At 71.8% G+C, this 23,983-nt stretch carries 19 protein-coding genes; 7 read left to right on the top strand and 12 right to left on the bottom strand.

Annotated elements, in window-relative coordinates; translation table 11 throughout:
• Window positions 1–21 precede the first annotated feature (21 nt).
• The 6 genes from ACFVJX_RS26255 to ACFVJX_RS26230 all read right to left on the bottom strand — a co-directional run bounded on the left by ACFVJX_RS26255 (window position 22) and on the right by ACFVJX_RS26230 (window position 6,875).
• Complete coding sequence (locus ACFVJX_RS26255) at window positions 22–981, bottom strand: LD-carboxypeptidase (RefSeq protein WP_384124583.1); 960 nt, start codon at window positions 979–981, stop codon at window positions 22–24.
• Window positions 978–2,963 (bottom strand): prolyl oligopeptidase family serine peptidase, encoded by a 1,986-nt coding sequence (locus ACFVJX_RS26250; protein ID WP_384124585.1) that lies wholly within the window; start codon window positions 2,961–2,963, stop codon window positions 978–980. Before ACFVJX_RS26250 ends, ACFVJX_RS26255 begins: the two co-directional genes overlap by 4 nt.
• Window positions 2,964–2,984: 21 nt before the next feature.
• Entirely contained in the window at window positions 2,985–4,328 is a 1,344-nt protein-coding gene (locus ACFVJX_RS26245; RefSeq protein ID WP_384124587.1) for a M20/M25/M40 family metallo-hydrolase, read from the bottom strand.
• On the bottom strand, window positions 4,321–5,154 hold the full coding sequence (locus tag ACFVJX_RS26240) for a M55 family metallopeptidase (protein WP_384124589.1): 834 nt from the start codon (window positions 5,152–5,154) through the stop codon (window positions 4,321–4,323). The genes ACFVJX_RS26245 and ACFVJX_RS26240 overlap by 8 nt, the downstream gene beginning before the upstream one ends.
• An 87-nt stretch (window positions 5,155–5,241) precedes the next feature.
• Window positions 5,242–5,796 (bottom strand): DinB family protein, encoded by a 555-nt coding sequence (locus ACFVJX_RS26235; RefSeq protein WP_384124591.1) that lies wholly within the window; start codon window positions 5,794–5,796, stop codon window positions 5,242–5,244.
• A gap of 77 nt (window positions 5,797–5,873) precedes the next feature.
• Window positions 5,874–6,875, bottom strand: a complete 1,002-nt coding sequence (locus ACFVJX_RS26230) for an aldo/keto reductase (protein WP_384124593.1) — start codon at window positions 6,873–6,875, stop codon at window positions 5,874–5,876.
• Window positions 6,876–7,027: 152 nt separating this feature from the next.
• Between ACFVJX_RS26230 and ACFVJX_RS26225 the strand changes: the two genes are divergently transcribed.
• Window positions 7,028–7,918, top strand: a complete 891-nt coding sequence (locus tag ACFVJX_RS26225) for a LysR family transcriptional regulator (protein ID WP_384124595.1) — start codon at window positions 7,028–7,030, stop codon at window positions 7,916–7,918.
• A 21-nt stretch (window positions 7,919–7,939) separates the two neighbouring features.
• Here the strand turns inward: ACFVJX_RS26225 and ACFVJX_RS26220 are convergent, their stop codons facing one another.
• Window positions 7,940–8,950 carry a chitinase gene (locus ACFVJX_RS26220; protein ID WP_384124596.1) on the bottom strand — a complete coding sequence of 337 codons (1,011 nt, stop codon included), beginning with the start codon at window positions 8,948–8,950 and terminating at the stop codon, window positions 7,940–7,942.
• A gap of 313 nt (window positions 8,951–9,263) precedes the next feature.
• On the opposite strand from ACFVJX_RS26220, the gene ACFVJX_RS26215 reads away from it, so the two are divergent.
• The 3 genes from ACFVJX_RS26215 to ACFVJX_RS26205 are packed head-to-tail and all read left to right on the top strand — an operon-like array spanning window position 9,264 to window position 12,909.
• Window positions 9,264–9,599: a hypothetical protein gene (locus ACFVJX_RS26215; protein WP_384124598.1), complete on the top strand. Its 336-nt coding sequence runs from the start codon at window positions 9,264–9,266 to the stop codon at window positions 9,597–9,599.
• The gene (locus ACFVJX_RS26210) at window positions 9,596–11,809 is read left to right on the top strand and encodes a bifunctional polysaccharide deacetylase/glycosyltransferase family 2 protein (RefSeq protein ID WP_384124600.1); all 2,214 of its coding nucleotides are present in this window, start codon (window positions 9,596–9,598) and stop codon (window positions 11,807–11,809) included. Before ACFVJX_RS26215 ends, ACFVJX_RS26210 begins: the two co-directional genes overlap by 4 nt.
• Entirely contained in the window at window positions 11,809–12,909 is a 1,101-nt protein-coding gene (locus ACFVJX_RS26205) for an acyltransferase (RefSeq protein WP_384124602.1), read from the top strand. The genes ACFVJX_RS26210 and ACFVJX_RS26205 overlap by 1 nt, the downstream gene beginning before the upstream one ends.
• A gap of 91 nt (window positions 12,910–13,000) precedes the next feature.
• On the opposite strand, the gene ACFVJX_RS26200 is transcribed toward ACFVJX_RS26205, so the two are convergent.
• From ACFVJX_RS26200 to ACFVJX_RS26185, 4 genes are all read right to left on the bottom strand, one after another.
• The gene (locus ACFVJX_RS26200; protein WP_384124604.1) at window positions 13,001–13,720 is read right to left on the bottom strand and encodes a class I SAM-dependent methyltransferase; all 720 of its coding nucleotides are present in this window, start codon (window positions 13,718–13,720) and stop codon (window positions 13,001–13,003) included.
• 104 nt (window positions 13,721–13,824) lie between these two features.
• Window positions 13,825–16,275, bottom strand: coding sequence for a SpoIIE family protein phosphatase (locus ACFVJX_RS26195; protein WP_384124606.1), 2,451 nt, complete (start codon window positions 16,273–16,275; stop codon window positions 13,825–13,827).
• Between the two features lie 209 nt (window positions 16,276–16,484).
• Complete coding sequence (locus ACFVJX_RS26190; RefSeq protein ID WP_384124608.1) at window positions 16,485–18,929, bottom strand: MFS transporter; 2,445 nt, start codon at window positions 18,927–18,929, stop codon at window positions 16,485–16,487.
• Between the two features lie 188 nt (window positions 18,930–19,117).
• Window positions 19,118–19,561: an SRPBCC family protein gene (locus tag ACFVJX_RS26185; protein WP_384124609.1), complete on the bottom strand. Its 444-nt coding sequence runs from the start codon at window positions 19,559–19,561 to the stop codon at window positions 19,118–19,120.
• A 148-nt stretch (window positions 19,562–19,709) separates the two neighbouring features.
• Here ACFVJX_RS26185 and ACFVJX_RS26180 point away from each other — a divergent pair, with 148 nt between their 5' ends.
• From ACFVJX_RS26180 to ACFVJX_RS26170, 3 genes are all read left to right on the top strand, one after another.
• Window positions 19,710–20,750, top strand: a complete 1,041-nt coding sequence (locus ACFVJX_RS26180; RefSeq protein WP_384124611.1) for an Rv2578c family radical SAM protein — start codon at window positions 19,710–19,712, stop codon at window positions 20,748–20,750.
• Window positions 20,751–20,889: 139 nt separating this feature from the next.
• Window positions 20,890–22,482 (top strand): alpha/beta hydrolase, encoded by a 1,593-nt coding sequence (locus ACFVJX_RS26175; RefSeq protein ID WP_384124613.1) that lies wholly within the window; start codon window positions 20,890–20,892, stop codon window positions 22,480–22,482.
• 97 nt (window positions 22,483–22,579) lie between these two features.
• On the top strand, window positions 22,580–23,092 hold the full coding sequence (locus ACFVJX_RS26170) for a GNAT family N-acetyltransferase (protein WP_384124671.1): 513 nt from the start codon (window positions 22,580–22,582) through the stop codon (window positions 23,090–23,092).
• A 29-nt stretch (window positions 23,093–23,121) separates the two neighbouring features.
• On the opposite strand, the gene ACFVJX_RS26165 is transcribed toward ACFVJX_RS26170, so the two are convergent.
• A complete protein-coding gene (locus ACFVJX_RS26165) occupies window positions 23,122–23,694 on the bottom strand; it encodes an adenylosuccinate lyase (RefSeq protein WP_384124615.1) in 573 nt (190 codons plus the stop codon).
• Window positions 23,695–23,983: the final 289 nt, after the last annotated feature.

Here is a 23,983-nt window from a genome sequence, read left to right as displayed (position 1 = left end):
GCGGGCACCCGCCGGCGATCCTCAGACCAGCGCCGGCACCTCGACGGTGAGGCTGGCCGGGCCGCCGTCCGCCGGCGCGTCCAGCACAGCCGGGACCCCGAGCGGAATCGTCAGCCCGGTGGGGCCGTGCCCGAAGCCCAGCTCCTCGACGACGGGGACGCCGAGGCCGCCGAACCGGTCGGCCAGCACCGCCCGCACCTTGTCGTACGGTCCGCAGCCCGCCCACGAACCGCAGACCACCCCGGCGATGCCGTCGAGCGCGCCGGCCCGCAGCAGTTGGGTGAGGATGCGGTCGATGCCGTACGGGTCCTCGTTGGTGTCCTCGATGACCAGCAGTCCGCCGCGGGCGGACGTCCGGGCGTGCGGGGTGCCGAGGTCCGCGGCGAGCAGGCTCACGCAGCCGCCGTAGGTGATCCCCCGGGCCCTGCCCGGCACCAGTCCCCTCGCGCCGTCGAGCCCAAGTCTGCGTACCGTCTCCGGCTCGAACAGGGTCGCCCGCAGGGACTCCTGTGTCCGCGGGTCCTCGATGAAGGCCTCCGTGCCGGTCATCGGACCGTGCAGGGTGGCGAGTCCGGCCCGGACGGCGAACGCCTCGTGGAGCACGGTGATGTCGCTGTAGCCGACGAACACCTTGGGCCCGGCGGCCCGCATCGCCGCCCAGTCGACCAGATCGACCATGCGGTGTGCCCCGTACCCGCCCCGGGCGCAGATCACCGCGTCGATCGACGGATCGCACCAGGCGTCCTGGAGGCCCCGGGCCCGCACCTCGTCCGTACCGCCGAGGTAGTCCAGATCCGGGTGCACGTCCAGGACATGAGGCAGCGTCACGGGATCCAGGCCCCAGCCCCGCAGGACGTCGAGGCCCGGTTCCAGCCGATCGGCGGGCACCGGTCCGCTCGGGGAGACCACGGCGACCCTGGCGCCCGCGCGCAGCCGGGCGGGCCGGGTCAGGGGCGCGAGGGGCGGCGGGTCCAGGGTCACTTGCGCAGCTCCAGCCGCGGCACGTCCGGCCTTTCGATGCCGAAGGTCTGCGCGTACAGGGAGAGTTCGGCCTCCAGTGCACTGATCATGGTGTCGGCGCGCCGGAAGCCGTGGCCCTCGCCCGGGTAGGTGAGGTAGGCGTGCGGGATGCCGCGCCCCTCCACCGCTGCGAGGAAGCGCTCGCACTGCACGGGCGGGCAGATGGGGTCGTCCTCCCCCTGGAGCAGCAGGAACGGCGTGGTGAGCCGGTCGGTGCGGGTACTCGGGGACCGTTCGCGGTAACGCTCGGGGACCTCGGCGAGCGGTCCCACCAGCGACTCCAGGTACTGCGACTCGAAGTCGTGGGTCTCCCCGCTGCCCCAGCCGGTCAGATCGAGGATGGGGTAGATGATCGTGCCGCAGGCGTAGACGTCGGTGCCGGTCAGCGAAGCGGCCGTGGTCCAGCCGCCGGCGCTGCCGCCACGGACGGCGAGGCGGTCCGGGTCCGCGGTGCCTTCGGCCGCGAGGGCGCCGGCGACGGCGGCGCAGTCCTCCACGTCCACTACGCCCCACTGTTCGCGCAGCCGGTTGCGGTAGGTCCGTCCGTAGCCGGTCGAGCCACCGTAGTTGACCTCGGCGACGCCGATGCCGCGCGAGGTGAAGTAGGCGATCTCCAGGTCGAGCACGAGGGCGGCGTGCCCGGTGGGGCCGCCGTGCGCCCAAATGACGTAGGGCGGCAGCTCGCCGTCCGGGCCGGTGCGGTCGGGGCTGCGCGGCGGGTAGATCTGGGCGTGGATCTCGCGTCCGCCGGGGCCGGCGAAGGTGCGCTCGACGGGCTGCGGGTAGTAGGCGGGGTCGACCGCGTCCTCGTGCGGTGCCCCGATGATCCTGGTGTGCCCGGTCGAGGTGTCCAGCTCGACGATCTCGTACGCGCTGTGCGGGCTCGCCGCGATGCCGATGACCCTGCTCCCCTGCACGGCGAGCGTGCCGGCCCATTCGGTCCAGGGCCCCGCGATGTCGACGAGGCTGCCGGTCTCCGGGTCGAGGACGCCCAGCGTGGTGGAGCCCCTGCCGTGCAGGGTGGCGATCAGCCCGTTGTCCAGCGGCCGGAACCAGCTGAGGCCGATCTTCCACAGGGGTCCGGCGAACTCCTCGTCGCGCGGGCAGAGTTCCACCGCGTCCCCGTCCGGATCGGCCCGGTACAGGTTCCACCAGCCGTTGCGGTCACTGGCGAGGAGCAGTTGCCCGTCGGCGGTCCACTGGATCTGCGGTACCGATTCCTCCGGGCCGCCGAGGACCGTCCTGGCGTTGCGGAAGGTGCCGTCATCGCCCAGGTCGGCCAGGACCACCTCGGTGCCGTCCCACGGCATCCGGGGGTGGTCCCAGGCGATCCACGCCACCCGGCGCCCGTCGGGCGAGAGCTCGGGACCGGTGACGAACCGGTGCCGGTCGTCGGAGAGTTCGCGTACCGCCGACCGGTCGCGGGCGGCCGAGCCGTCCAGCGGTACGGCGGCGATCAGCCGGCGCAGCTCGGTGGGCCCGTCGCCGGTGAACTCCTCCAGGACGCACCAGACCTCGCCCGGCCCGCCCCGGTCCGGGTGGATGCGCGGGTCGACCCAGCGCAGTCCGCCGCCGGTCGCCGAGGCGGGGGTGAGCGGCCACGGTTCGCCCGGTCCGTCCGGCTCGTAGGCGTACAGGCGCTGGTCGTCGAAGTGGACGAAGACGATCAGCGGTCCGCCCGTGGCCCGTTCCGTACCGGCCCAGGGGCGTCCGCCGTACTCGATGACGCGGCTGCGGACGTTCCAGGGGGCGGGCAGTTCGGCGGTGGTCCCGTCGGGCAGCCGGCGGACCAGGGCGCGCCGGCCGGCCTCGGCCGGGCGCGGCTCCGTCCACCACAGTTCGTCGCCGACCGCTTCGACGTACTCCGGACGGCCGTCCCGCGAGGCGGCCAGCGCGGCGTCGATCGGTGACGGCCAGCTTCCGTAGGCCCCTGTGGTTGCCATGTTTCGATTCCCCCGAGTGGTTCAGGCGGTGCGCAGATAGTGGTCCAGGACCCGGACGCCGAAGTGCAGCGCCTCGACGGGGACGCGTTCGTCCACGCCGTGGAAGAGTGCCTGGTAGTCGAAGCCGACGGGCAGCTTCAGCGGCGAGAAGCCGTAGCCGGTGATGCCGAGCCGGGAGAACTGCTTGGCGTCCGTGCCGCCGGACATGGAGTACGGCACGACATGCCCGTCCGGGTCGAACCGTTCGACGGCGGCCCGGAGTTTGGCGTACGTCGGCGAGTCGACCGGGGCCTGAAGGGCGACCTCGCGGTGGTGGAACTCCCAGTCGACCGAGGGGCCGGTCAGCCGGTCCATGGTCGTGCGGAACTCGTCCTCGCCGCCGGGCACCATCCGGCCGTCGACGAAGGCGGTGGCGTGGCCGGGGATCACGTTGACCTTGTAACCGGCGTCCAGCATCGTCGGGTTGGTGCTGTTGCGGACGGTCGGCTCGACGAGGGCGGCGGCCGGTCCGATCTTGCCGAGGAGTTCGTCCACATCGAAGCCGGGGGCGTCGAGGTCGGGGTGGATGCCGTGCAGGGCGGCGATCTCGGTGAGCGCGGCGCGGACCGTGGGAGTGAGGCGCACCGGCCATTCGTACGCGCCGATCCGGGAGACGGCGGCGGCCAGGGCGCTGACGGCGTTCGCCTTGTTGACCTTGGAGCCGTGGCCCGCCTTGCCGTGTGCGGTGAGCTTGAGCCATCCGGTGCCTCGTTCGCCGGCGGCGATGGGGTAGAGGGGCATGCTGGGTCCGGCGTGGAAGGTGAAGGCGCCGGATTCGCTGATGCCCTCCGTACACCCCTCGAAGAGGGCGGGGTGCTGGTCGGCGAGGAAGCCCGAGCCGTCGTCGGCGCTGGCCTCCTCGTCGGCGGTGTACGCGATCACGATGTCGCGGCGGGGCCGGATGCCGGCCCTGGCCCAGAACCGGACGACGGCCAGGACCATCGCGTCCATGTTCTTCATGTCGATGGCTCCGCGGCCCCAGACGACACCGTCGCGGACCTCACCGGAGAAGGGGTGCACCGTCCAGTCGTCGGCCTCGGCGGGCACCACGTCCAGGTGCCCGTGGACCAGGAGGGCGTCGGCGGTCGGGTCGGTGCCCGGGATCCGGGCGACCACGTTGGTGCGGCCGGGGGTGCGCTCCAGGAGCGTGGGTTCGAGTCCGGCGCCGGCGAGCCGTTCGGCGACGTACTCGGCCGCCGGGCGTTCGCGGCAGTCGCCGCCGCCCCGGTTGGTGGTGTCGATGCGGATCAGTTCGGAGGTGAACGTCACCGATTCGTCGAGCGCGGCGTCGTCGACGCGGTCCTTGGGGTTGGCGACCTCAGCCATACTGTTCCTCCACGGCGGACGACACGATGGTCGTCACCGCCTTGAACGTGCGGATACCTTCGTACATCGTCTCGCTCGTGTAGTCGACACGCCTCTCGCCGCAGGCCGCCACGCCCGGCACGACGGTGGCCGCTGCGGCCAGGTGCTCGGCGTCGAACTCCAGCTCCACGGTGAACGGTCCGCCGGCGACCGCCGGGTACCGGCCGGCGAGAGCGGTCGCCTCCTTGGCCGCCGCACGGATGTCGGCGGCGGTACGGGCGGGGGTGCGGCAGACCGCCGCGTACCGCGAGACGTAGTCCTTCACCGCGACCGTACGGGCGTCGGGGGCGTAGCCCCGAGCGTCCACGCACGTCAGATCATCGCCGGTGACGAGCACGACGGGGACGCCGTACTCGGCGGCGACGTGCGCGTTGAGCAGTCCCTCGCTGGCCCTGACCCCGTTGAGCCAGACTCCGGTGATGGAGTTGGCCAGATAGGTGTGGGCCAGCACGCCTTCCGTGCCGGCGCCGGTGTGGTAGCCGACGAAGGCGACCGCGTCGACGTCCCCGTGCTGGATTCCCTCGACCATGCTGAGCGACTTGTGTCTGCCGGTGAGCATCTGGACCCGCTCGTCGAGCCGCTCCAGCAGCAGGTTGCGCATGCTCCAGTGGGCCTCGTTGATGAGCACCTCGTCGGCGCCCCCGTCGTAGAAGCCGAGGGCCGCGGCGTTGACGTCGGAGGTGAACAGGGAGCGGCACCGCTCCCACTGCGGCGTGCCGGGCAGCACATCGGCCGGCCAGGTCACGCCGGTGGCGCCTTCCATGTCGGCACTGACGAGGATCTTCATGCGGCCACACGGTACGCGCCGCAGAACGGGCAGGCCAGGGCTGTCAGGACCTCCATTGGTCCATTCCACTCAAGGGCGGCGTACGGGTCATCCCCGCGACCGGTCACCGGTCGCGCCGTCGATCCGTTCGCGCAGCAGATCCGCATGGCCGTTGTGCCGGGCATATTCCTGGATCATGGCCAGGTGGACCCAGCGCAGGCTGCAGGTCCTGCCGCTCCTCGCCGTCACGAAGGTCTCGTCGAGGTTCCGCCCCGCGACCGCCGCCCCGGCTGCCTCGACCTCGGCCAGGTAGGCGGCGTAGTCGTGTTCCGCGCGGGCCGCATTGACACCTTCGAGACCTTCGTCACCGTCGTCCGGTCCGGTGAACACGTCACCCAGCCGGTCACCGGCGAAGCTGCGCCGGAACCACCAGCGTTCGATCTCGGCCAGATGCCGCACCAGGCCGAGCAGGCTGAGTCCGGAGGGTTCGACCGTGGTGCGGGCCAGCTCCTGCTGGTCGAGTCCGGCGCATTTGACCAGGAGTGTCTCGCGGTGCCACTGGAGCCAGCCGGCCGGCATGGTCCGCTCGTCCGCGGTACCGGGTGCGTTCAGCTGGAGGCCGCCGGTGGTCGTACGGGTGATGTGGGGTGCCGTCCATGTCATGGCGGCCATCCTCACAGTACGGCGACGGACCTGCGCGCGGGCGGCCCCGGCCGCGGGGGTGCCCGCGCGCGGCTGCCTCAGCGGCGCTTGGCGCCCTTCAACAGCTTCTCGATCCGGCGGAGTTCCTTGTCGCTGAACTCCAGGTTGCGAACCGCCTCGACGCTGTTCTCCAGCTGGGCGACGCTGCTCGCGCCGACGACGGCGGAGGTGACCCGGCCACCGCGCAGCACCCAGGCCAGCGCCAGCTGGGCCAGCGACTGGCCGCGCTCGGAGGCCACCTGGTCCAGCTCGCGCAGCCGGCCGACCAGTTCGGGGGTGACCGCGTCGGCCGACAGGAAGGGGCTGCTGCCCGCGGCCCGTGAACCCTCCGGGATGCCGCGGAGGTAGCGGTCGGAGAGGATGCCCTGCTCCAGCGGTGAGTACGCGATGGAGCCGGCGCCCAGCTCGTCGAGGGCCGTGAGCAGGCCGTCCTCGACCCAGCGGTCCAGCATCGAGTAGCGCGGCTGGTGGATGAGCAGCGGGGTGCCGAGCCCCTTCAGGATCCGGGCCGCCTCCCGGGTCTGCTCGGCCGAGTAGTTGGAGACGCCCACGTAGAGCGCCTTGCCCTGCTGCACCGCCGAGTGGAGAGCGCCCATCGTCTCTTCGAGCGGGGTCTCGGGATCGGGCCGGTGGGAGTAGAAGATGTCGACGTAGTCGAGCCCGAGGCGGCCGAGGCTCTGGTCGAGCGAGGAGAGCAGGTTCTTGCGCGAGCCCCACTCCCCGTACGGCCCGTCCCACATCAGGTAGCCGGCCTTGGTGGAGACGATGATCTCGTCCCGGTGCCGGGCGAAGTCGGTGTTCAGCGCGCGGCCCATGGCCGTCTCGGCGGAGCCGGGCGGCGGGCCGTAGTTGTTGGCCAGGTCGAAGTGGGTGATGCCGAGGTCGAACGCCCTGCGGAGGATCTGCCCCTGGGTCTCCGGCGTCCGGTCCCCGCCGAAGTTGTGCCACAGACCGAGCGAGAGGGCCGGCAGCTTCAGACCGCTGCGCCCGGTGCGCCGGTAGGGCATGTCCTGGTAGCGGTCGGCGGACGGGATGTACATGCGGGGCTCCACGGGAGAGATCGTTCCGGTCCGCCGGGGGCGAGGTGCCGTTCGGCGTCGCCCCGGCGGGGTGCAGGGTCCAGGCTCGCGCACAACCATCCAGCAGTCCAACAGGAGATTCCGCTTGGATTCAGCGTCTATATTTCTCAATCATGGAGTTGCGCCAACTGGAACATTTCGTCGCCGTGGCCGAGGAGCAGCACTTCACCCGGGCGGCCGAGCGGCTCGCCGTGTCGCAGTCCGGCCTCTCCGCCTCCGTCCGGGCGCTGGAGCAGGAGCTGCGGACCCCGCTGTTCAGCCGTACCACGCGCAGTGTCCGGCTGACCGAGGCGGGGCGCGCCCTGCTGGTGGAGGCGGAGCGCACGCTGGCGGGCGCTCGGGCGGCGAAGGACGCCGTCGACGCCGTACGGGGGCTGCTGCGCGGCACCCTGTCGGTGGGGGTCGAGCAGTGCGTGGCCGGGGTGAGCCTGCCGCGGCTGCTCGCCGCCTTCCACCGGGAGCATCCGCACATGGAGATCCGGCTCCGCCAGGAGGGGACGACGAGTCTGGTGGACGGGGTGGCGGGAGGGCGGCTCGACATCGCCTTCGCCGCGACGGTCAGCTCCGTGGAGTGGCGCGGCGAGCTGGTCCCGCTGGCGCGTGAGCCCATGGTCCTGCTGTGTGCCCCGGGCCACCGGCTGGCCGCGAAGGAGCGGGCCGGTTGGGAGGAGCTGCCGGGCGAGCCCTTCATCGACTTCCATCCGGACTTCGGTCCGCGCCGGGCGGCCGACGAGGCGTTCACGGCGGCGCGGGTGCGCCGCACGGTGGCGCTGGAGGTCAACGACGTGCACAGTCTGCTGGAGCTGGTGCACGAGGGGCTCGGCGTCGCGGTGGTGCCGCACCACTTCGCCCGTAAGCCCGAGGCGCGGGGCCTGGTGACGGTGCGGCTCGACGGGGCTGAACAGCCTTACTACGAGAGCGTCGTGGTCCTTCCGGACGCCCGGGCGATGAGCCCCGGGGCGCGGGCTCTCATGGCGCTGGTGCGGGAGTCGTCCGGGCACTGAGGTCTCCGCCCGCGCGGCGGCTCAGCCGCTCAGCGCCTCCGCGAACGCTCCCGCCCGCTGCTCGACCCCGCTGCAGGTGTCGCTCGCCTTCGAGGTGTCCTCGTCGGTGCAGGGCAGATCACGGAAGGCCGCCCACAACGAGAGCGCGCCCACCCCCCGGCTCCGGGCGAAGGCGCGCAGCGAGGCCGCGTCGGAGAGCGTGAACGTCTCCCCCGCCACGTCGTTGACGCCGATCATCGCGGTGATGTGCAGGGCCTGCCACGCCTTCTTGTCCGAGAGCGAGAACACGCCGGCGATCTGGTCGTGGGCCGCCTCGGCCGCCTGCCGGGCGTAGTCGGACATGTCCCCGTCGTCGGAAGTGCTGTAGTTCATCGCCATGATGTTCACGGCGGAGACGTCCACGTCCTGTGCCACGGCGTCCTCGAGAATCGCGGTCCCGCTCGGTTCCAGGCCGTCGGGCATGACCGGCAGGGTGTACGTGATGTCCACGTCCCGCTCCTGCTGGAGCAGGTGCAGGGCCTCGTTGCGGCGGGTGACGGACGCCGCGTCCGTGAGGGCGTCGCCCTCGATGTCGAAGTCCGCCTTGGCAGCGCCGACGGCGTCGAGCACCTCACCGTAGACATCGGCGAGTTCCTGGGCACTGTCGCAGGCGAGGGCCGGTTCGGTGCCCGCCGCGCCCCCGAAGGAGACCCGGACGTCCGCGCCGGACGAGGTGAGCGCGGCGACGCGCGATGCCACCGCACGGTCGGTGGCCGCGGCGCTGCCACCCCACAGGGGGGTGCACGCGTCGCCGTCGGCGACCACGAAGGCCAGGTTGTACGTGTCCGGGGAGCCGGCCGCGTCCGTGTCGGCGGCGGTCGTGGCACTGACGTAGGGCGTGTACGCCGTGGTCCCGGAGGCAGGGGACGCGGTGGCGGTGGGGCGGCTGCCGTGGCCGGCGCTCTGGTCCGCCGCGGTGCCGGTCGCACAGCCGGAGCAGGCGAGCACGAGCGCGGCGAGTCCGGCGGCGGCGGCCGCCCCGGTCGATGACATTCGCACGGTGTTTGCACCTGCTTTCGGTGAAGCGTGTCCCGGAGCTGCGGCGCAGCGGGAGGGGAACACCCAGATCCTCGCACAGCGGCCCCGGCACCATGTCCACAGCGAATTCATGGCCACAGGACGCACGACCGTATGACTTCCGACTGAACACACGTGCCATTAAACGGCGTTGACGATATTCGGGCCGAGACGAACGGTGGTCCGCGGATCGCTTTCGCTCAGCCGGCCAACAGGTTGCACGCACATCCACAGCGTCCGAACAGTCAGGCCCCAGACTTCGCACATAGCGGTTGGTCAGCATACGCAAATGCATTCCGATACCGCTGTCGACAGAGATCCGGTCGTTTCCGGCCGACGCCGCAAACATGCGCGCACCTTCCGGGCCGAGGTGCGGGAGGGGCCGGTCTTCGTGGACAGCTCGGGCCGCCGCGCCCGGCTGCTGCGCCGCGCGGGCGTCGCGCTCGGCATCACCATCACCGGCTACGCGGCCGTACTGGGTCTCTCCTTCATGGGCGGTATCTCCCTGTCCCCTTCCGCACTCCTCCCCTTCGACGGCGCGCCCTCCTCGCAGGGCGGACCCGGCGGTGACATGCCCCCGGGCGGCGGTACGGGCGCACCGCCCACCGCGGGTGCGGCCCGATGAGCGGGATCGGGCGGGTCCGCCGGCAGGCGGTCCCCGGACCGCGGGTGGTCATCGCCCTTCTGCTGCTCCTCGGACTGGTCTCCACGATGCTCCTCGACGGCTTCCTGCGGGCCGAGGTCGGTGGCGACCAGCGGATCCGCTCCGGAGCCGCCGCGAGCAACGTGCCGGACAGCGTGCTGGACGGCGGCCCCCTGCTGAGCTTCCGGGGCGGCACGGCACGCACCCAGTCGGTGCCGGACAAGACGATCGTGCTCACCTTCGACGACGGCCCCGACCCCGAGTGGACCCGGAAGGTACTGGGCGTACTGGACGACAACGACGTCCCGGGCACCTTCTTCCTGGTCGGCTCGATGATCTCCCGCTATCCGGACGTGGTGCGCGAGATGGTCGACGACGGCAACGAGGTGGGTGTGCACACCTTCACCCACGTCGACCTGTCGTACAGCAGCGCCTCCAGGGTGACCCGGGAGATCGCCCAGACCCAGCTGGCCCTGGCCGGGGCCGCGGGCATCACGACCACCCTGTTCCGCGCGCCCTACTCGTCGACCAACGACGCCATCGACAACTACAGCTGGCCCATCTACAAGAAGCTCGGCGCGATGGGCTACACGAGCGTCTTCATCGACACCGACAGCGAGGACTGGCAGCGGCCCGGTGTCAGCAAGATCATCGACCTGGCCACTCCGAAGAGCGGGAAGGGCGCGTCGGTGCTCTTCCACGACTCCGGAGGTGACCGTGCGCAGACCCTCGCGGCGCTCCCCGAGTACATCAAGAGGATGAAGGCGAAGGGCTACACCTTCACCACGGTCAGCGGCGCCCAGCAGCAGGACGCGAAGGCCTCACAGGCCGGGTCCGGGCAGTCAGCGGGGCCGCCCGCCGGCGCCCCGTCCACCGGCTCCGACCCCGAGCAGGCCGCACACCGCAAGGCCGACACCGCCACCCTCTGGGAGGGCCGGGCACTTCTCGCGGCCGTCGCGGTCGCCGAGTGGACGGTGCCCGCGCTCGCCGTGGTCCTGATGGTCGTCGGAGTCGCCGTGCTGGGGCGGTTCGGGATGATGCTCGTCCTTGCCCGGAGCCACTACCGACGGCGCAACAGACGCCGCTTCGTCTGGGGGCCCGCCGTCACCGGCCCGGTGAGCGTGATCGTCCCGGCGTACAACGAGAAGGAGTGCATCGCCCATACGCTCAACTCGCTGGCGGCCAGCACCCATCCGATCGAGATCATCCTCGTCGACGACGGATCGACGGACGGGACCGCGGAGATCGCCGAGTCCCTGGGGCTGCCCAACGTGCGGGTCGTTCGCCAGGAGAACGCGGGCAAGTCGGCCGCCCTCAACAACGGTGTCCGGCAGGCCCGTCACGACATCGTCGTGATGATGGACGGCGACACCGTCTTCGAACCCGACACCGTGCACAGGCTCGTGCAGCCCTTCGGTGACCCGGAGACCGGCGCGGTGGCCGGCAACGCCAAGGTCGGCAACCGCAACACGGTGATCGGCGCCTGGCAGCACATCGAGTACGTGATGGGGTTCAACCTCGACCGCCGGATGTACGACCTGCTGCGCTGCATGCCCACCATCCCCGGTGCGATCGGCGCGTTCCGCCGCGGGGCGGTGCTGGCCGTCGGCGGGATGAGCGAGGACACCCTCGCCGAGGACACCGACATCACGATCGCCCTGCACCGGGCGGGGTGGCGGGTCGTCTACGCCGAGCACGCCCGCGCCTGGACCGAGGCTCCCGCCTCACTGGGCCAGCTGTGGCGGCAGCGCTACCGCTGGAGCTACGGCACGATGCAGGCGCTGTGGAAGCACCGGAGGTCCGTGACGGACCGGGGGCCCTCGGGCCGCTTCGGCCGGGTCGGGATGCCGCTGGTGGTCCTCTTCCAGATCGTCACACCCCTCTTCGCGCCCCTGATCGACGTGTTCACGGTGTACTCCATGCTCTTCGTGGACTTCAAGGCCTCCCTGCTGGCCTGGCTGGCCATCCTCGTCGTGCAACTCGCCTGCGCCGCGTACGCGTTCCGGCTGGACCGGGAGAAGTACCGGTATCTGCTGATGATGCCGCTCCAGCAGGTCGCCTACCGGCAGCTGATGTACCTCGTGCTGATCCACTCCTGCGTCACCGCGGCCACCGGCGGCAGGCTGCGCTGGCAGAAACTGAAGCGCACCGGCTCGGTCGGGACGCCCGTCTCCGGTTCGGGGGCGCGGTGATGGCGGGTGCCCACCGGCGGGGTGCGCCCACGGCGACGCCCCCTCGGGTGGCCCCGCCAGACCGACCGCGGACGTCGGGCGGAGGGGGGCGCGACCGCTGGTTCGACGTGTTGCGCGCCTTCGCGCTGGTCCGTGTCGTCACCTACCACACCTTCGGATGGCCCTGGCTGGGGCTGGTCTTCCCGTCCATGGGTGTGATGTTCGCGCTGGCCGGTTCGCTCATGGCACGTTCGCTGGAGCGGCCGGCCCGGCAGGTGGTCCGTGGGCGGCTGCGCCGGCTGCTGATCCCGCTCTGGGTCTTCGGCCTGGTGCTCGGACCGGCGATGCTGCTGCACGGCTGGGTGCCGGGCGCGGACGTTCTGTACTGGGTGCTGCCGGTCGGTGATCCGCCGGGCAACGCCTGGGGCGAGCAGGCCTGGGCGGTGCTGTGGTACCTGCGGACGTACCTGTGGTTCGTCCTCCTGTCACCGGTGCTGCTACGGGTCTTCCGGCTCGCCCCGCTCCCCGTGCTTGCACTCTCCCTCGTCCCCGTTCTGGCGCTGACGAAGCTGGACGCCGTGCCGGACGGGCGGCTGGGCAGCGCGGTCAGTGATGTCTCGGTCTTCCTGTTCTGCTGGCTGCTCGGCTTCGCCCACCGCGACGGGGTCCTGGACCGGCTGCGCCCCGCCGCGGTCCTCCTCGTGACACCGGTCCTGCTGGCGGCCGGTGGCTGGTGGGCGCTTCACCACCGGGTCGACGGAACGTACGACCTCGACGACATCCCGCTCGCCCAGGCCCTGTGGTCAGCCGGATTCGTGCCGCTGCTCCTGCGGTTCCGGCCGGACGCCGGGTGGCTGGGCCGGCGTCCCCGGGCGGAGCGGGTGGTGAGGATATTCAACGCCCGTGCCGTGACGGTCTATCTCTGGCACGAGGTCGCGCTGATGGTGAGCGTGCCGCTGATCGACCTGATGTGGAACGTGCCCGCGTTCGAGAGGTATCTGCCGCTCGAAAGCACCTGGCTGCAGTTCGGCGTGGCCTGGGTCCTCGTCGGCGTGGCCGTGCTGCTGCTCGGGTGGGTCGAGGACGTCGCGGCGCGACGGGCACCGCGAGTCCTGCCCTGAGGGAGGGGCCGGGCCTGTCCGCAGCCGGTCCGCCGGACGGGTGCCGGGGCCCCGGACGGCACGCCCGTCCGGGGCCGGCCCGCCCGCCGGATCAGCCGGCGGACAGCACGAACCACCGTGCCGGCAGGTCGATCCTGGTGCCGTCGGGCAGCTTCTCGGTCTGCGGAAGGACCGTGTCCCCGCCGTCCAGGATGGTCAGCCCGGCCGCCCTCAGCACGTCGGGAACCTCCTCATCGGTGGCGCTCGCCGGTTTCAGCCCGTGGTCGAAGACGCGGCGCAGCTTCTTGGGCGGCCCGTCCGGGCCTTCGGCCGCCTGCTGGAGCACCGCCTTCGAGGCCGGGGTCAGCTCGGCGACGAAGGCCCGGCCGCGCGCCCCGAGCAGCGTCGCCACGGCCACGGCCACCGCCGGCCTCGCCTCGGCATCGCTCTGGTGGATCACCGCTCGCATGTACACGTTGGCGTCCCCGGTCCGTTCGTGCAGCGAGCGCACCGCGTCGCCGTCGGTCAGATCGAGCTGGGCGAACTCGGCGACGCCTTCCGGGTCCGCCCGCCGGGCGTGAGCGATCGCCGCGTGCGAGAGGTCCACTCCGATGGCGCGGGCGAACCGGGTGGCGAGGTAGCGGGTCTGGGTGCCGTTGCCGCAGCCGAGGTCTATGACGGGCAGTGCGGCATCGGCGTACGGCAGGAGCAGTTCGCTGTGCGGTACGGCGCTCAGCGAGGGGTCGGCGTCCCAGATGGCTTCGCCGGGCTCGTCCGATGTGGCGGCCCAGAAGCCTTCCCATGCTTCGCGGTATCGCTGTGAAACATCCATGCGCACTCCCAAGTCCCGTCACGCCGAGCCACTTTGCTCAACCAGTGACTACCGCCCCGCACTGATCGGGGCAAGGGTGTGCACAGAGGCAGGGGCTGCTTCTCTCACCAGCCGTTCGGCCGGGTGCGCGGTGCCCGGGAGAGCGCCAGCTCGAACCAGACGGTCTTGCCCCGGGCCGTGGTGCTGCTGCCCCACTCCCGGGCGAGGGCGCTCACCACGACGAGCCCGCGGCCCGACTCGTCCTGCGCGGTGGCGTCGAGGAGCGCGGCGGGAGCGGGCTCGTCGTCGGTGACCTCGCAGAGCAGGGCGCCCGTGCGGACCAGTCTGAGCCCGATGTGGTGGGTGCGGCCGTACTTCACGGCGTTGGTGACGAGCTCGCTGACCATCAGCTCGGCCGCCTCCACGGCGTCCGGCAGGCCCCAGTCGAGCAGCTTGCCGCGGACCAGCCGGCGGGAACGGGACACCTCTCTCGGATCCAGGGCGAGTTGCCACTCGGCGACATCGCCGTCGGGGATGCCGTTGAGCCGGGCCATCAGCAGTGCGACGTCGTCCTTGCGGCCACCGCTGGGGTTCAGGGCCCGGATGATCGTGTCGCAGGCGTCGTCCATCGACGCGGCGGGGTGCGCGGCCGAGGCGCAGAGGGCGGCGAGGCCCGCCCCGATGTCCTGGCCGCGGACCTCGACCAGGCCGTCCGTGCAGAGCACCAGCCGGTCGCCCGGCAGGACCCGCACGGTAGCGGTCGCGAAGGCGACCCCGCCGACCCCGATCGGGGCCCCGGTAGGCAGGTCTAGCAGCTCGGCCCGGCCGTCCTCGGCGCGGACCAGCACCGGCGGGATGTGCCCGGCGTTGGCGATCTGGAGTTCGGAACGGATCGGGTCGTAGACCGCGTAGAGGCAGGTCGCCAGATACTGCTCGCCGAGGCGTTGGGCCAGGTCGTCGAGATTGCGCAGCAGCTGGGCGGGCGGCATCTCCATGGTGGCCATCGTCAGCACCGCGGTACGCAACTGCCCCATCATGGCCGCCGAGTTGAGCCCGTGCCCCATCACGTCACCGACGACCAGCGCGGTCCGCGATCCGGGCAGTTTCACCGAGTCGAACCAGTCGCCGCCGACTCTGCCGAGCCGGGCGCCGGGCAGGTAGCGGGTGGCGATGTCGCAGCCGGCCATCCGGGGCTCGACCTGGGGCAGCATGCTGTCCTGGAGCGTCTCGGCGACGTTCTCCTGGTAGGTGTACATGCGGGCGTTGTCGAGGACGAGCCCGGCCCTGGCGGCGAGTTCGGCGCCGGTGGTGCGGTCCATGTCGTCGAAGGGCTCCCGGCCCGGGCGTCGCATCAGGACCATGAAACCGAGCACCACGTCGCGCGCCTTGAGCGGCACGATGAGCAGCGAGCGGTGCGTGATCAGCGGCCGTAGATCACGCTTCTCGAACTCGCCCGAGATCCGGTTGCTCAACTCCTCGCTGACATAAGGGACGATGACCGGCTCGCCGGTGACCATGCACTGGAAGAACGGGGTGTGTTCCGGGAAGGCGATCGCCTCGCCGACGGGCACGGTGTCGTCCCAGCGGCCGGGTTCGTCGTTGTGCTCGACCCAAACCCGGTGCCAGATCGTGGTGACGTCGGGCGGCCCGTCCGGGAAGCCCTCGCCGGCGAGGACGGCGGCGCGCAGGTGCGTACCGGCGAAGTCCGAGAAGCGGGGTACCGCGGCGCTGGTGACCTCGCGGATGGTGCGCTCCAGGTCGAGGGAGCTGCCGATGCGGCCGCTGACCTCGTTGAGGAACTCCAGCCGCTCGCGGACCGCGGCGTATTCGAGGTCGAGTTCCGGGCGGGGCGCCTCGCGGGGCGCGAGCTGTCCGCCGGGGACGTGGTGGTCCGTGCCCTCGGCGCTCCGGCGCCCGGCACGCTGCGGCACACCCCAGTCCGGGGTCACCGGGACCCGTTCGTGGTGGCTGAACTCCAGCACCGGATAGCCGAGTTCGAGGACCTGGGCGACGATTCTGGTGGCCTCGTCGACGCTCATGCTGGGCAGGATCTCGGGCAGCCGCCCGGACAGCTCCCGGTAGCCGGGGAAATCGGTGTGCAGGGCGAATCCGGGAGCGATCGTCTCGCCGTCCGGACCCTTCTCCCTTGCCCCGCCGTGCAGTTGCGAGGAGTCGGCGGCGAGGACGAGCAGCCGCTCAGGGCCGGGGCCGACCAGCGGGTAGGCCCACCACAGGACCTCGATCCGGCCGCGGTCCCGGTCGTCCACCCGGGCCCGGCCCGCCGCCGGGTAGGCGACGGCGCCGCTGAGGGAGCTGTCGAGCTCGGGGCCGAACTCGGCGTACATCCCGTCCGGCGCCGGTGCGCCCCGGTCCTGTAACGCCCCGGCGACCGGCAGCAGTTCACCCGCGGGACAGCCGACCGCGGCCTCGCGGGCGACACCGAAGAGCCTTCTGGCGCCGGAGGACCAGTGCGACACGAGTCCTTCCGCGTCGACGACGACCACGGCGAGTGGCACACGGCCCGCCGCGGCGTCTCGCGGTTGTGGTGTCCTCTGCGGCGGCACACCGAGGTCCATGGGTGGAAGGCTCCTTCCCCATCGCGAGGTCTGCGGTACGTGCCTCCACGGTACGGGGCCGCGACCGGCGCCCGCCGGGCATCGGCGGAATCACCCCTCGAAGGTGGTGCGCCCCGCGTGCCCGGGGGCGCACCACGTACCGCTCCACGGCGTCACCCCACGGCGGTACCGGTGTGCCGGTAGCGACAACGGTGGTACCGCCGCGCGGCTCAGTCCTCGTGGCCGAGCTGGAGGTCCCGTTCGGTGCGCCCGCCGCCCGCGACCTGGAGGACGGTGGCGACCGGCGGATAGCCCGCGGCGATCACGGTGTACTCGCCGGTGGACAGGTCGACGAACCGGAACGCCCCGTCCGGCCCGGTGGTCAGGGTGTCGACCACGTTGCCGGCCGCGTCGAGGAGAGTGACCCGGGCGTCCTCGACGAGCCGCCCGCCGCTGGCGCGTACGACACCGCGCAGCACGGCGCCGCCGGCCAGCTCGATGTCCTGCCGGGTCTCCCTGGCCGCCTGCACACTGACCGGCAGCGCGGCCGGCCGGAAGGCGGGGGCGCTGGCCGCCAGGGTGTACTCCCCCGCCACCAGTTCCGAGATGACGTAGCCGCCCTCGCGGCCGCTGCGGGTGGAGGAGACGACCTCGCCGCGTACGTCGGTCAGGGTGACGGCGGCGTCCCGCACCGGAACGCCGTCCGCCGTCAGGACGGTCCCGGCCAGCCGGCCGGCCCCGCCGAGCACCACGTCGAGTTCCACGGGCCGCTCGCCCACGGTGACGCTCACGGCCTGCGGCTGGTGGCCGCCCGCCGCGGCGATGAGCACGTACGAACCGGCGCCGGGGACGCTCAGCGCGTACCGCCCCTCGTCGCCGCTGGCGCCCCTGCCGACCTGCTGTCCCTGGATGTCGATGAGGGTGAGGGCGGCACGCGGGACCTTGGTGCCGTCGGGGTGCTGGACGCTGCCGCAGACCGGCACCCCGGAGAGGTGTCCGGCGGGCTGGGTGCCGGGGTCGGTGCGGGCGGACGGGATCGTCGCGGGCTCGGCTGCGGTTTCGGGGGTGTGGTGGGACACCAGCGGTTTCTCCTTGAGGAAGAAGGCGAAGAACAGGCCGAGCACGAGGACCGGCACGAGATAGAGGAAGATCCGGGGCATCGCGTCGGCGTATGCCTGGATGTAGCTGTCGCGCAGCGCGGGTTCCATGGCGTGGACCAGCTGCGGGGTGATCGATTCCGGGTCGGGCAGATCGGCCCCCGAGGGCAGGCGAACCGCGAGCGCGTCGGCCAGCCGCCCGGCGAAGAGCGTGCCGAACACGGCCGCCCCGACGCTGCCGCCGATCTGCCGGAAGTAGTTGTTGGCACTGGTGGCGGTGCCCAGGTCGGCGGGGCGTACGGAGTTCTGCACGGCGAGCACCAGCACCGGCATGATCAGTCCGATCCCGAGACCGAGCACCGCCTGGGCGATGCTGTACTGCCAGCGCGGAGTGTCGGTTTCGAGCAGGGACAGCAGCCACATGCCCACGGCCGAGATCGCGCTGCCGGCGATCGGGTAGGCGCGGTAGCGCCCGGTCCGCGAGATCAGCTGGCCGGAGACGACGGACGCGGCGACGATGCCGCCCATCATCGGGAGCATCAGCAGCCCGGACTCGGTGGCGGTGGCCCCGTCGACCATCTGCAGGAAGGTCGGCAGATAGCTGGCGGCGCCGAACAGGGCCACCCCGACGACCGCGCCGACCAGGGCGCTGACGTTGAAGATCGAGTCGCGGAACAACCGCAGCGGGATGATCGGTTCGGGCGCCCGGTGCTCCACGACGACGAAGAGCAGAGTCGTTCCGGCAGCTCCGGCGGCCAGTCCCAGGATGGCGCCCGACCCCCAGGCGTACTCCGTCCCGCCCCAGCTGGTCAGCAGCACCACACAGGTGGAGGCGGCGGCCAGCAGTACGGCGCCGAGGATGTCGAGCCGGGGCCGGACGGTGGGCTTCGGGAGCTTCAGTACGACGGTGATGACGGCGAGGGTGACGAGGCCGAACGGGATGTTGATGTAGAAGCACCAGCGCCAGGAGGCGTGGTCGGTGAAGAACCCGCCGAGCAGCGGGCCCGCCACCGAGGCGAGCCCGAAGGCGGCGCCGATCAGCCCCATGAACCGGCCGCGCTCCCGCGGCGGTACGACGTCCGCGATGATCGCCTGCACGCCGATCATCAGCCCGCCGCCACCGACGCCCTGGAGGGCGCGGAAGGCGATCAGTTCGTCCATGGTGCGCGACCAGCCGGCCAGCGCGGAACCGATGACGAAGGTGATGATCGCGAACTGGAAGACGCCCTTGCGGCCGAAGAGGTCGCCGAGCTTGCCGTAGACCGGGAGGCCGATGGTCGATGCGAGCAGGTAGGCGGTGACCGCCCAGGACATCTTCTCCAGGCCGTGCAGCTCACCGACGATCTTCGGGAGCGCGGTGGCGACGATCATCTGGTCGAGCGCCGCGAGCAGCAGCGTGAGCATCAGACCGACGAAGATGAGCCGGATCCGGCGCGGGTCCGTCTCGGGGCCCGGGGGCGCGGCCGGGGCGACCCGCTCCGTCGCGGGCGGCGGCGGGGGTGGTTCGGACGTCCGCACCTCAGCGGTGTCGCCCGTGCCCTCGGGCTCGTCCTTCACCAGAGTGATCCCACCCACCACGTGCCGCTCCCCTCGTCGCATCTGCGCCGCCCATTTCTCGCATTGCGCGACAAGGGAGGGCAAACGCGACGGGGGGCGCTGACGGCGCACTCAGAGGGCTTAGCCGCCGGTGGGAGCCACTACGGCGCACAACCGACCGGCCGGAAAGACCACCCGAACCGGTGAGGCCGGAGAGCGAGACGCGCGAGCTACTTCTCCACGGAGGTGGCGAGGTTCTGCAGGAGCTCGTCGTAGATGCGCCCAAGTCCCTTGGGCGCGAAGGTCTTCTCGAAGAATCCGCCGATGCCGCCCGCACCGTTCCACACGGTCGAGACGACGGCCTTGGACTTCCCCTCGCCGGCCGGGGTGACGGTCCAGGTCGTGACCATCGAGGAGTTGCGGTCCTTCTCCACGAGCTGACCCTCGGTCGGCTCACTCACCTCGAGCAGGCAGTCGCGCACCCGCTTGCTGGTGGCCTGGAGCTTCCAGTGGACGAGGGTGCCCTCGCCGTCGCCGCCCTCACGTACCTCGTACTCGCTGAACTGGCCCGGCAGCACCTTGCCGCGGACGTCCTTGTAGTCGGCCAGCGCGTCGAACACCGCTTCCGGGTCCGCCGCGATGATCCGCTCTGTCGTGGCCTCGACCTGCGCCATGGCTGTTCCTCCAGCACTCGGTTGTTCGGGGTGTGCTGAGCCAACCACCTCGGCAGCCCCGCTCAAAATCCGGCCCGGGACGAAGGGGAGAAAACGATCAAGGGAACAAGTGTTCTATTCTCTGGTCAGTGCTACCTAGGAGGCGTCCATGCGCTGGGACAATCTGGCAGATAACCCCGCCAAGACCACCAATAGCGGTGCCGGCGCGCTCTTCGCCGCGGACGCGGTGACGACGCGCACCTTCGACACCCCCGAGTTCCGGGGCATCACCTTCCACGAGATCAGGGCCCGCTCGATCGTGAACCGGGTACCGGGCGCGTCCCGGATGCCCTTCGAGTGGACCGTCAATCCTTACCGCGGGTGCTCGCACGCCTGCGTCTACTGCTTCGCCCGCAAGACCCACAGCTATCTGGACCTCGACACCGGACTCGGCTTCGACTCGCAGATCGTCGTCAAGGTCAACGCCCCCGAGCTGGTACGCCGCGAGCTCTCCTCCGGGCGCTGGCACGGCGCGCACATCGCGATGGGGACCAATGTCGACTGCTACCAGCGCGCGGAGGGCCGCTACCGGCTGATGCCCGGCATCCTCGCGGCCCTGCGCGACCACGCGAACCCCTTCTCCATCCTGACGAAGGGCACGCTGATCCTGCGCGACCTGGAACTGCTGCGCCAGGCGGCCGAGGTCACCGAGGTGGGCGTCTCGGTCTCCGTCGGCTTCGTCGACCCCGGGCTGTGGCGCACCGTGGAACCCGGCACCCCCTCCCCCGAGCGCCGCCTCGACGTCGTACGCACCCTCAGCGACCACGGCATCGGCTGCGGGGTGCTGATGGCACCGGTCATCCCGTTCCTGGGCGACCGGCCCGACCAGTTGCGGGAGACGGTCCGCGCGATCGCCGCCGCCGGGGCGACCTCGGTGACCCCGCTCGTCCTCCATCTGCGCCCCGGCGCCCGGGAGTGGTTCATGGAGTGGCTCGGCCGGCACCACCCCCAGCTGGTGGGGCGGTACGAGCGGCTGTACGCGGACGGGGCGTACGCGCCCACCTCGTACCAGCGCCGTATCACGCGCCATGTGCACGAGCTGGCGACCGAGTACGGTATCGGCCCCTCGCACCGCGGCACCCCACGCGCCCTCCCGGTACCCGCCGAGCAGCCGCCGGCCGCCGAGCCCACCCAGCTGACCCTGCTCTGACCCGGGCCCGGCGCACCGGGCACCCCACGGGCAAACGGGTCATCTCTCACCGGAACGGGTCTTCCGGGCGCGAATGCGGGGAGCATGCGGCGGGGGCTGCCGTCACGCGCAGCCGTGTTCCCCCACCACGGGAGGCCATATGACGAACCGTTCAGGAATTCTGTTCGCCGTCGGGGCGACGGTCGCGGGTCTGGTGACCGCCGTGCCGTCCCCGGCGACCGCCGACACCGGTGCCCAGCGCGCCGTATCGCTCAAGTGGAGCGACTGCGGCACCGAGTCGTCCCCGACGCTGCAGTGCGCGTCGGTGCGGGCCCCGCTCGACCATGACGACCCGTCGGGCCGTCAGATCACCCTCGCGCTGTCGCGGGTGCCGCACACGTCGAAGACCTTCCAAGGGCCGCTGCTGGTCAATCCGGGTGGCCCGGGAGGCAGCGGACTGTCGATGGCGGGTTTCGTCGCCGCCTCACTGCCGAAGGCGGTGGCCGCCCAGTACGACGTGATCGGCTTCGACCCGCGCGGCGTGGGCAGGAGCCGCCCGGCCCTGGACTGCGTGCCGAAGTTCTCCGATCCGGTACGGCCCGACTCGGTCCCGCGCTCCTTGAAGGACGAGCGGGTGAACCGGGACCGCGCCCGGTCCTTCGCGGCCGCCTGCGGCAAGAAGTACCCGGATCTGCTGCCGTACATGGACACGGTCAGCGCGGCCAAGGACCTCGACGTGATCCGGCGGGCGACGGGCGCCGCGAAGCTCAACTACTTCGGGTACTCCTACGGCACCTACCTGGGCTCGGTGTACGCCAAGCTGTTCCCGGACCGCGTCCGGCGCCTGGTACTCGACTCGAACGTCGACCCGGACGGCGTCTGGTACGACGACAACATCAGCCAGGACTACGCATTCGACACCCGCCACAAGGCGTTCGCCGCCTGGGTCGCGAAGTACCACACCACGTACGGGCTGGGCAGCGATCCGGCGAAGGTCGAGGCGGCCTGGTACCGGATGCGGGACGCGGTCCGGAAGCACCCCGCGGGCAAGAAGGTCGGCGCGAGCGAACTGGACGACACGTTCCTGCCGGGCGGCTACTACAACGGCTACTGGCCCGCGCTGGCCGAGGCGTTCGCCGCGTACGTGAACGACAAGGACGCGCAGGCCCTGGTCACGGCGTACGAGCGGTTCGGCGCCGTCGACGCGGAGGGCGACAACGGCTACTCGGTCTACACGGCCGTCCAGTGCCGCGACGCCCAGTGGCCGCGTGACTGGAACGTCTGGCGCAGCGACGCCTGGCGGGTGAACGCCAAGGCACCCTTCATGGCCTGGGGCAACACCTGGTACAACGCGCCGTGCGCCGACTGGCCGGTGGAGCCGCTGAATCCGGTCCGGGTCTCCAACCACGGCCTTCCACCGGCCCTGCTCTTCCAGGCCACCGATGACGCCGCGACACCGTACGAGGGCGGGGTCACCCTGCACCGCGCGCTGCGCGGTTCCAGCCTGGTCGTCGAGCAGGGCGGCGGCAACCACGGCATCACACTGAGCGGCAACGACTGTCTGGACAAGTACCTGGCGGACTACCTGGCCAAGGGCACCGTGCCGCGTGCGAAGAACGGCGACGTGGACGCGGTCTGCGCGAAGACGCCGGACCCGGAGCCCGCGAGCGCCAAGGCCGCCGGGCCGGCCGCCCGTGCGAGCGCGGGGGGCCGGGGCAGCGCGCTGCACGGCATGCTCGGCTTCCGGGGCTGACGGACCGGGCTGACGTTCCTTCGGGGGCGTGCGCGAGGATGGGCCTGTGACCACACGGCCCGCTCCGGCGCACGCCCCCGAACCGCTGATCCGGGACATGACCATCGACGACTGCGAGGCCGTCGCGACGGTCCGGGTGCGCGGCTGGCAGAGCGCGTACGCCGGGTTGATGCCGCAGGCGCATCTGGACGCGATGGACATCGCCGAGGACGCGGAGCGGCGTCGCGGCTTCTTCGACGCGTCCGGCGAGGTCGTCAACGTGGTGGCCGAGCGGGCGGGCAGCGGCGTCGTCGGCTGGGCCGCGTACGGCCCGTACCGCGAGAACGGCCGGCGGCTCGCGCGTGGGGAGCTCTACGCGATCTACGTCCTGCCGGAGCAGACCGGGACAGGGGTCGGCCGGGCCCTGATGGCCGAGGTGCTGGCGCGCGCCGCCGCGGCGGGGCATCCGGATCTCGCGCTCTGGGTGCTCAAGGAGAACGCGCGGGCCCGCCGCTTCTACGCCGGCGCGGGCTTCCGCCCGGACGGCGCGGAGGAACCCTTCGAAGTGGACGGCGTACCGGTGCCCGAGGTGCGCTACGTACGTGCTCTCGGCGCGCCCGGGGCGCGCTGACCCGACGGCACCGCGTGCGCCGCAGCCTCTCAGATCGCCGGCAGCCTGCTCAGCGCCTCCTCGGCCGCACCGCCCAGCCGGGGGTGCGGCAGGGCGGCCTCCAGCACCGGGCGGGCCTGCGCGTCGCCGAGCCGCCCCAGCCCCTCGACACAGGCGAGCGCCACCCGCCAGTGCGGATCGTCCGGCCCGAGCAGCCTGCGCAGGGTGCTCATCAGAGCCGGTACGGACTCCGGCGCCCTTAGCTCGCCCAACAGGCGCACGGGGTACAGGGCGTACGCCGTGCGCAGGGAGTTGGTGGCGAGCGCGGCGGCGGCGCGCGGAGTGCGCGGGTCGCCGAGGCGGGCCAGGGCGTGGGCGGCTCCGGCGCAGCGCTCCGGGTCGCGGTGGTTGAGCAGCAGCACCAGCGTCTCGAAGGCCCGGCGGTCTCCTGCGCAGCCCAGCCGGAAGGCCGCGATCTCGCGTGCCCACAGCGGACGTTCGCGCTCGACGAGGACCTGTGCGAGTTCCTCGTCGTCATCCGTGGCGAGGAGTCTGCGGTAGGCCGCCGACTCCCCCGCCTCATCGGCCAGCCGGTGCGTCAGTGACCGGTACTCCTCATCCATGACGGTCAGCGTATAGCCGGGCACACAGCGTGGTGACCGGAGTGTCGAATGTGAGGTGGTGCACAACGATCCAGGGCTGGCGCGCTCGTTACTCACCGGTTAACCTCATGTGAGCGGGACACTCCCCCCGCCGGCTCCGGTGGCCTGGTGACGCAGCCACCCGGAGTGCAAGTCGGTTCGGCAGCTTTGCGAGGCGTGACTCCGGGACAGAGTCCGCCGCCCCTTCCCGGTCCCCGCGCGCTCCTCGCGCCCGGACCCGAGCACCACGACAGGCAACTCCCGCACGCCG

This window comes from Streptomyces sp. NPDC127177 (assembly GCF_042672475.1).
Classification (GTDB): domain Bacteria; phylum Actinomycetota; class Actinomycetes; order Streptomycetales; family Streptomycetaceae; genus Streptomyces.
The sequence above is the reverse complement of the archived record's forward strand: the minus strand, read 5'-3'. Positions and strand labels throughout refer to the sequence as shown.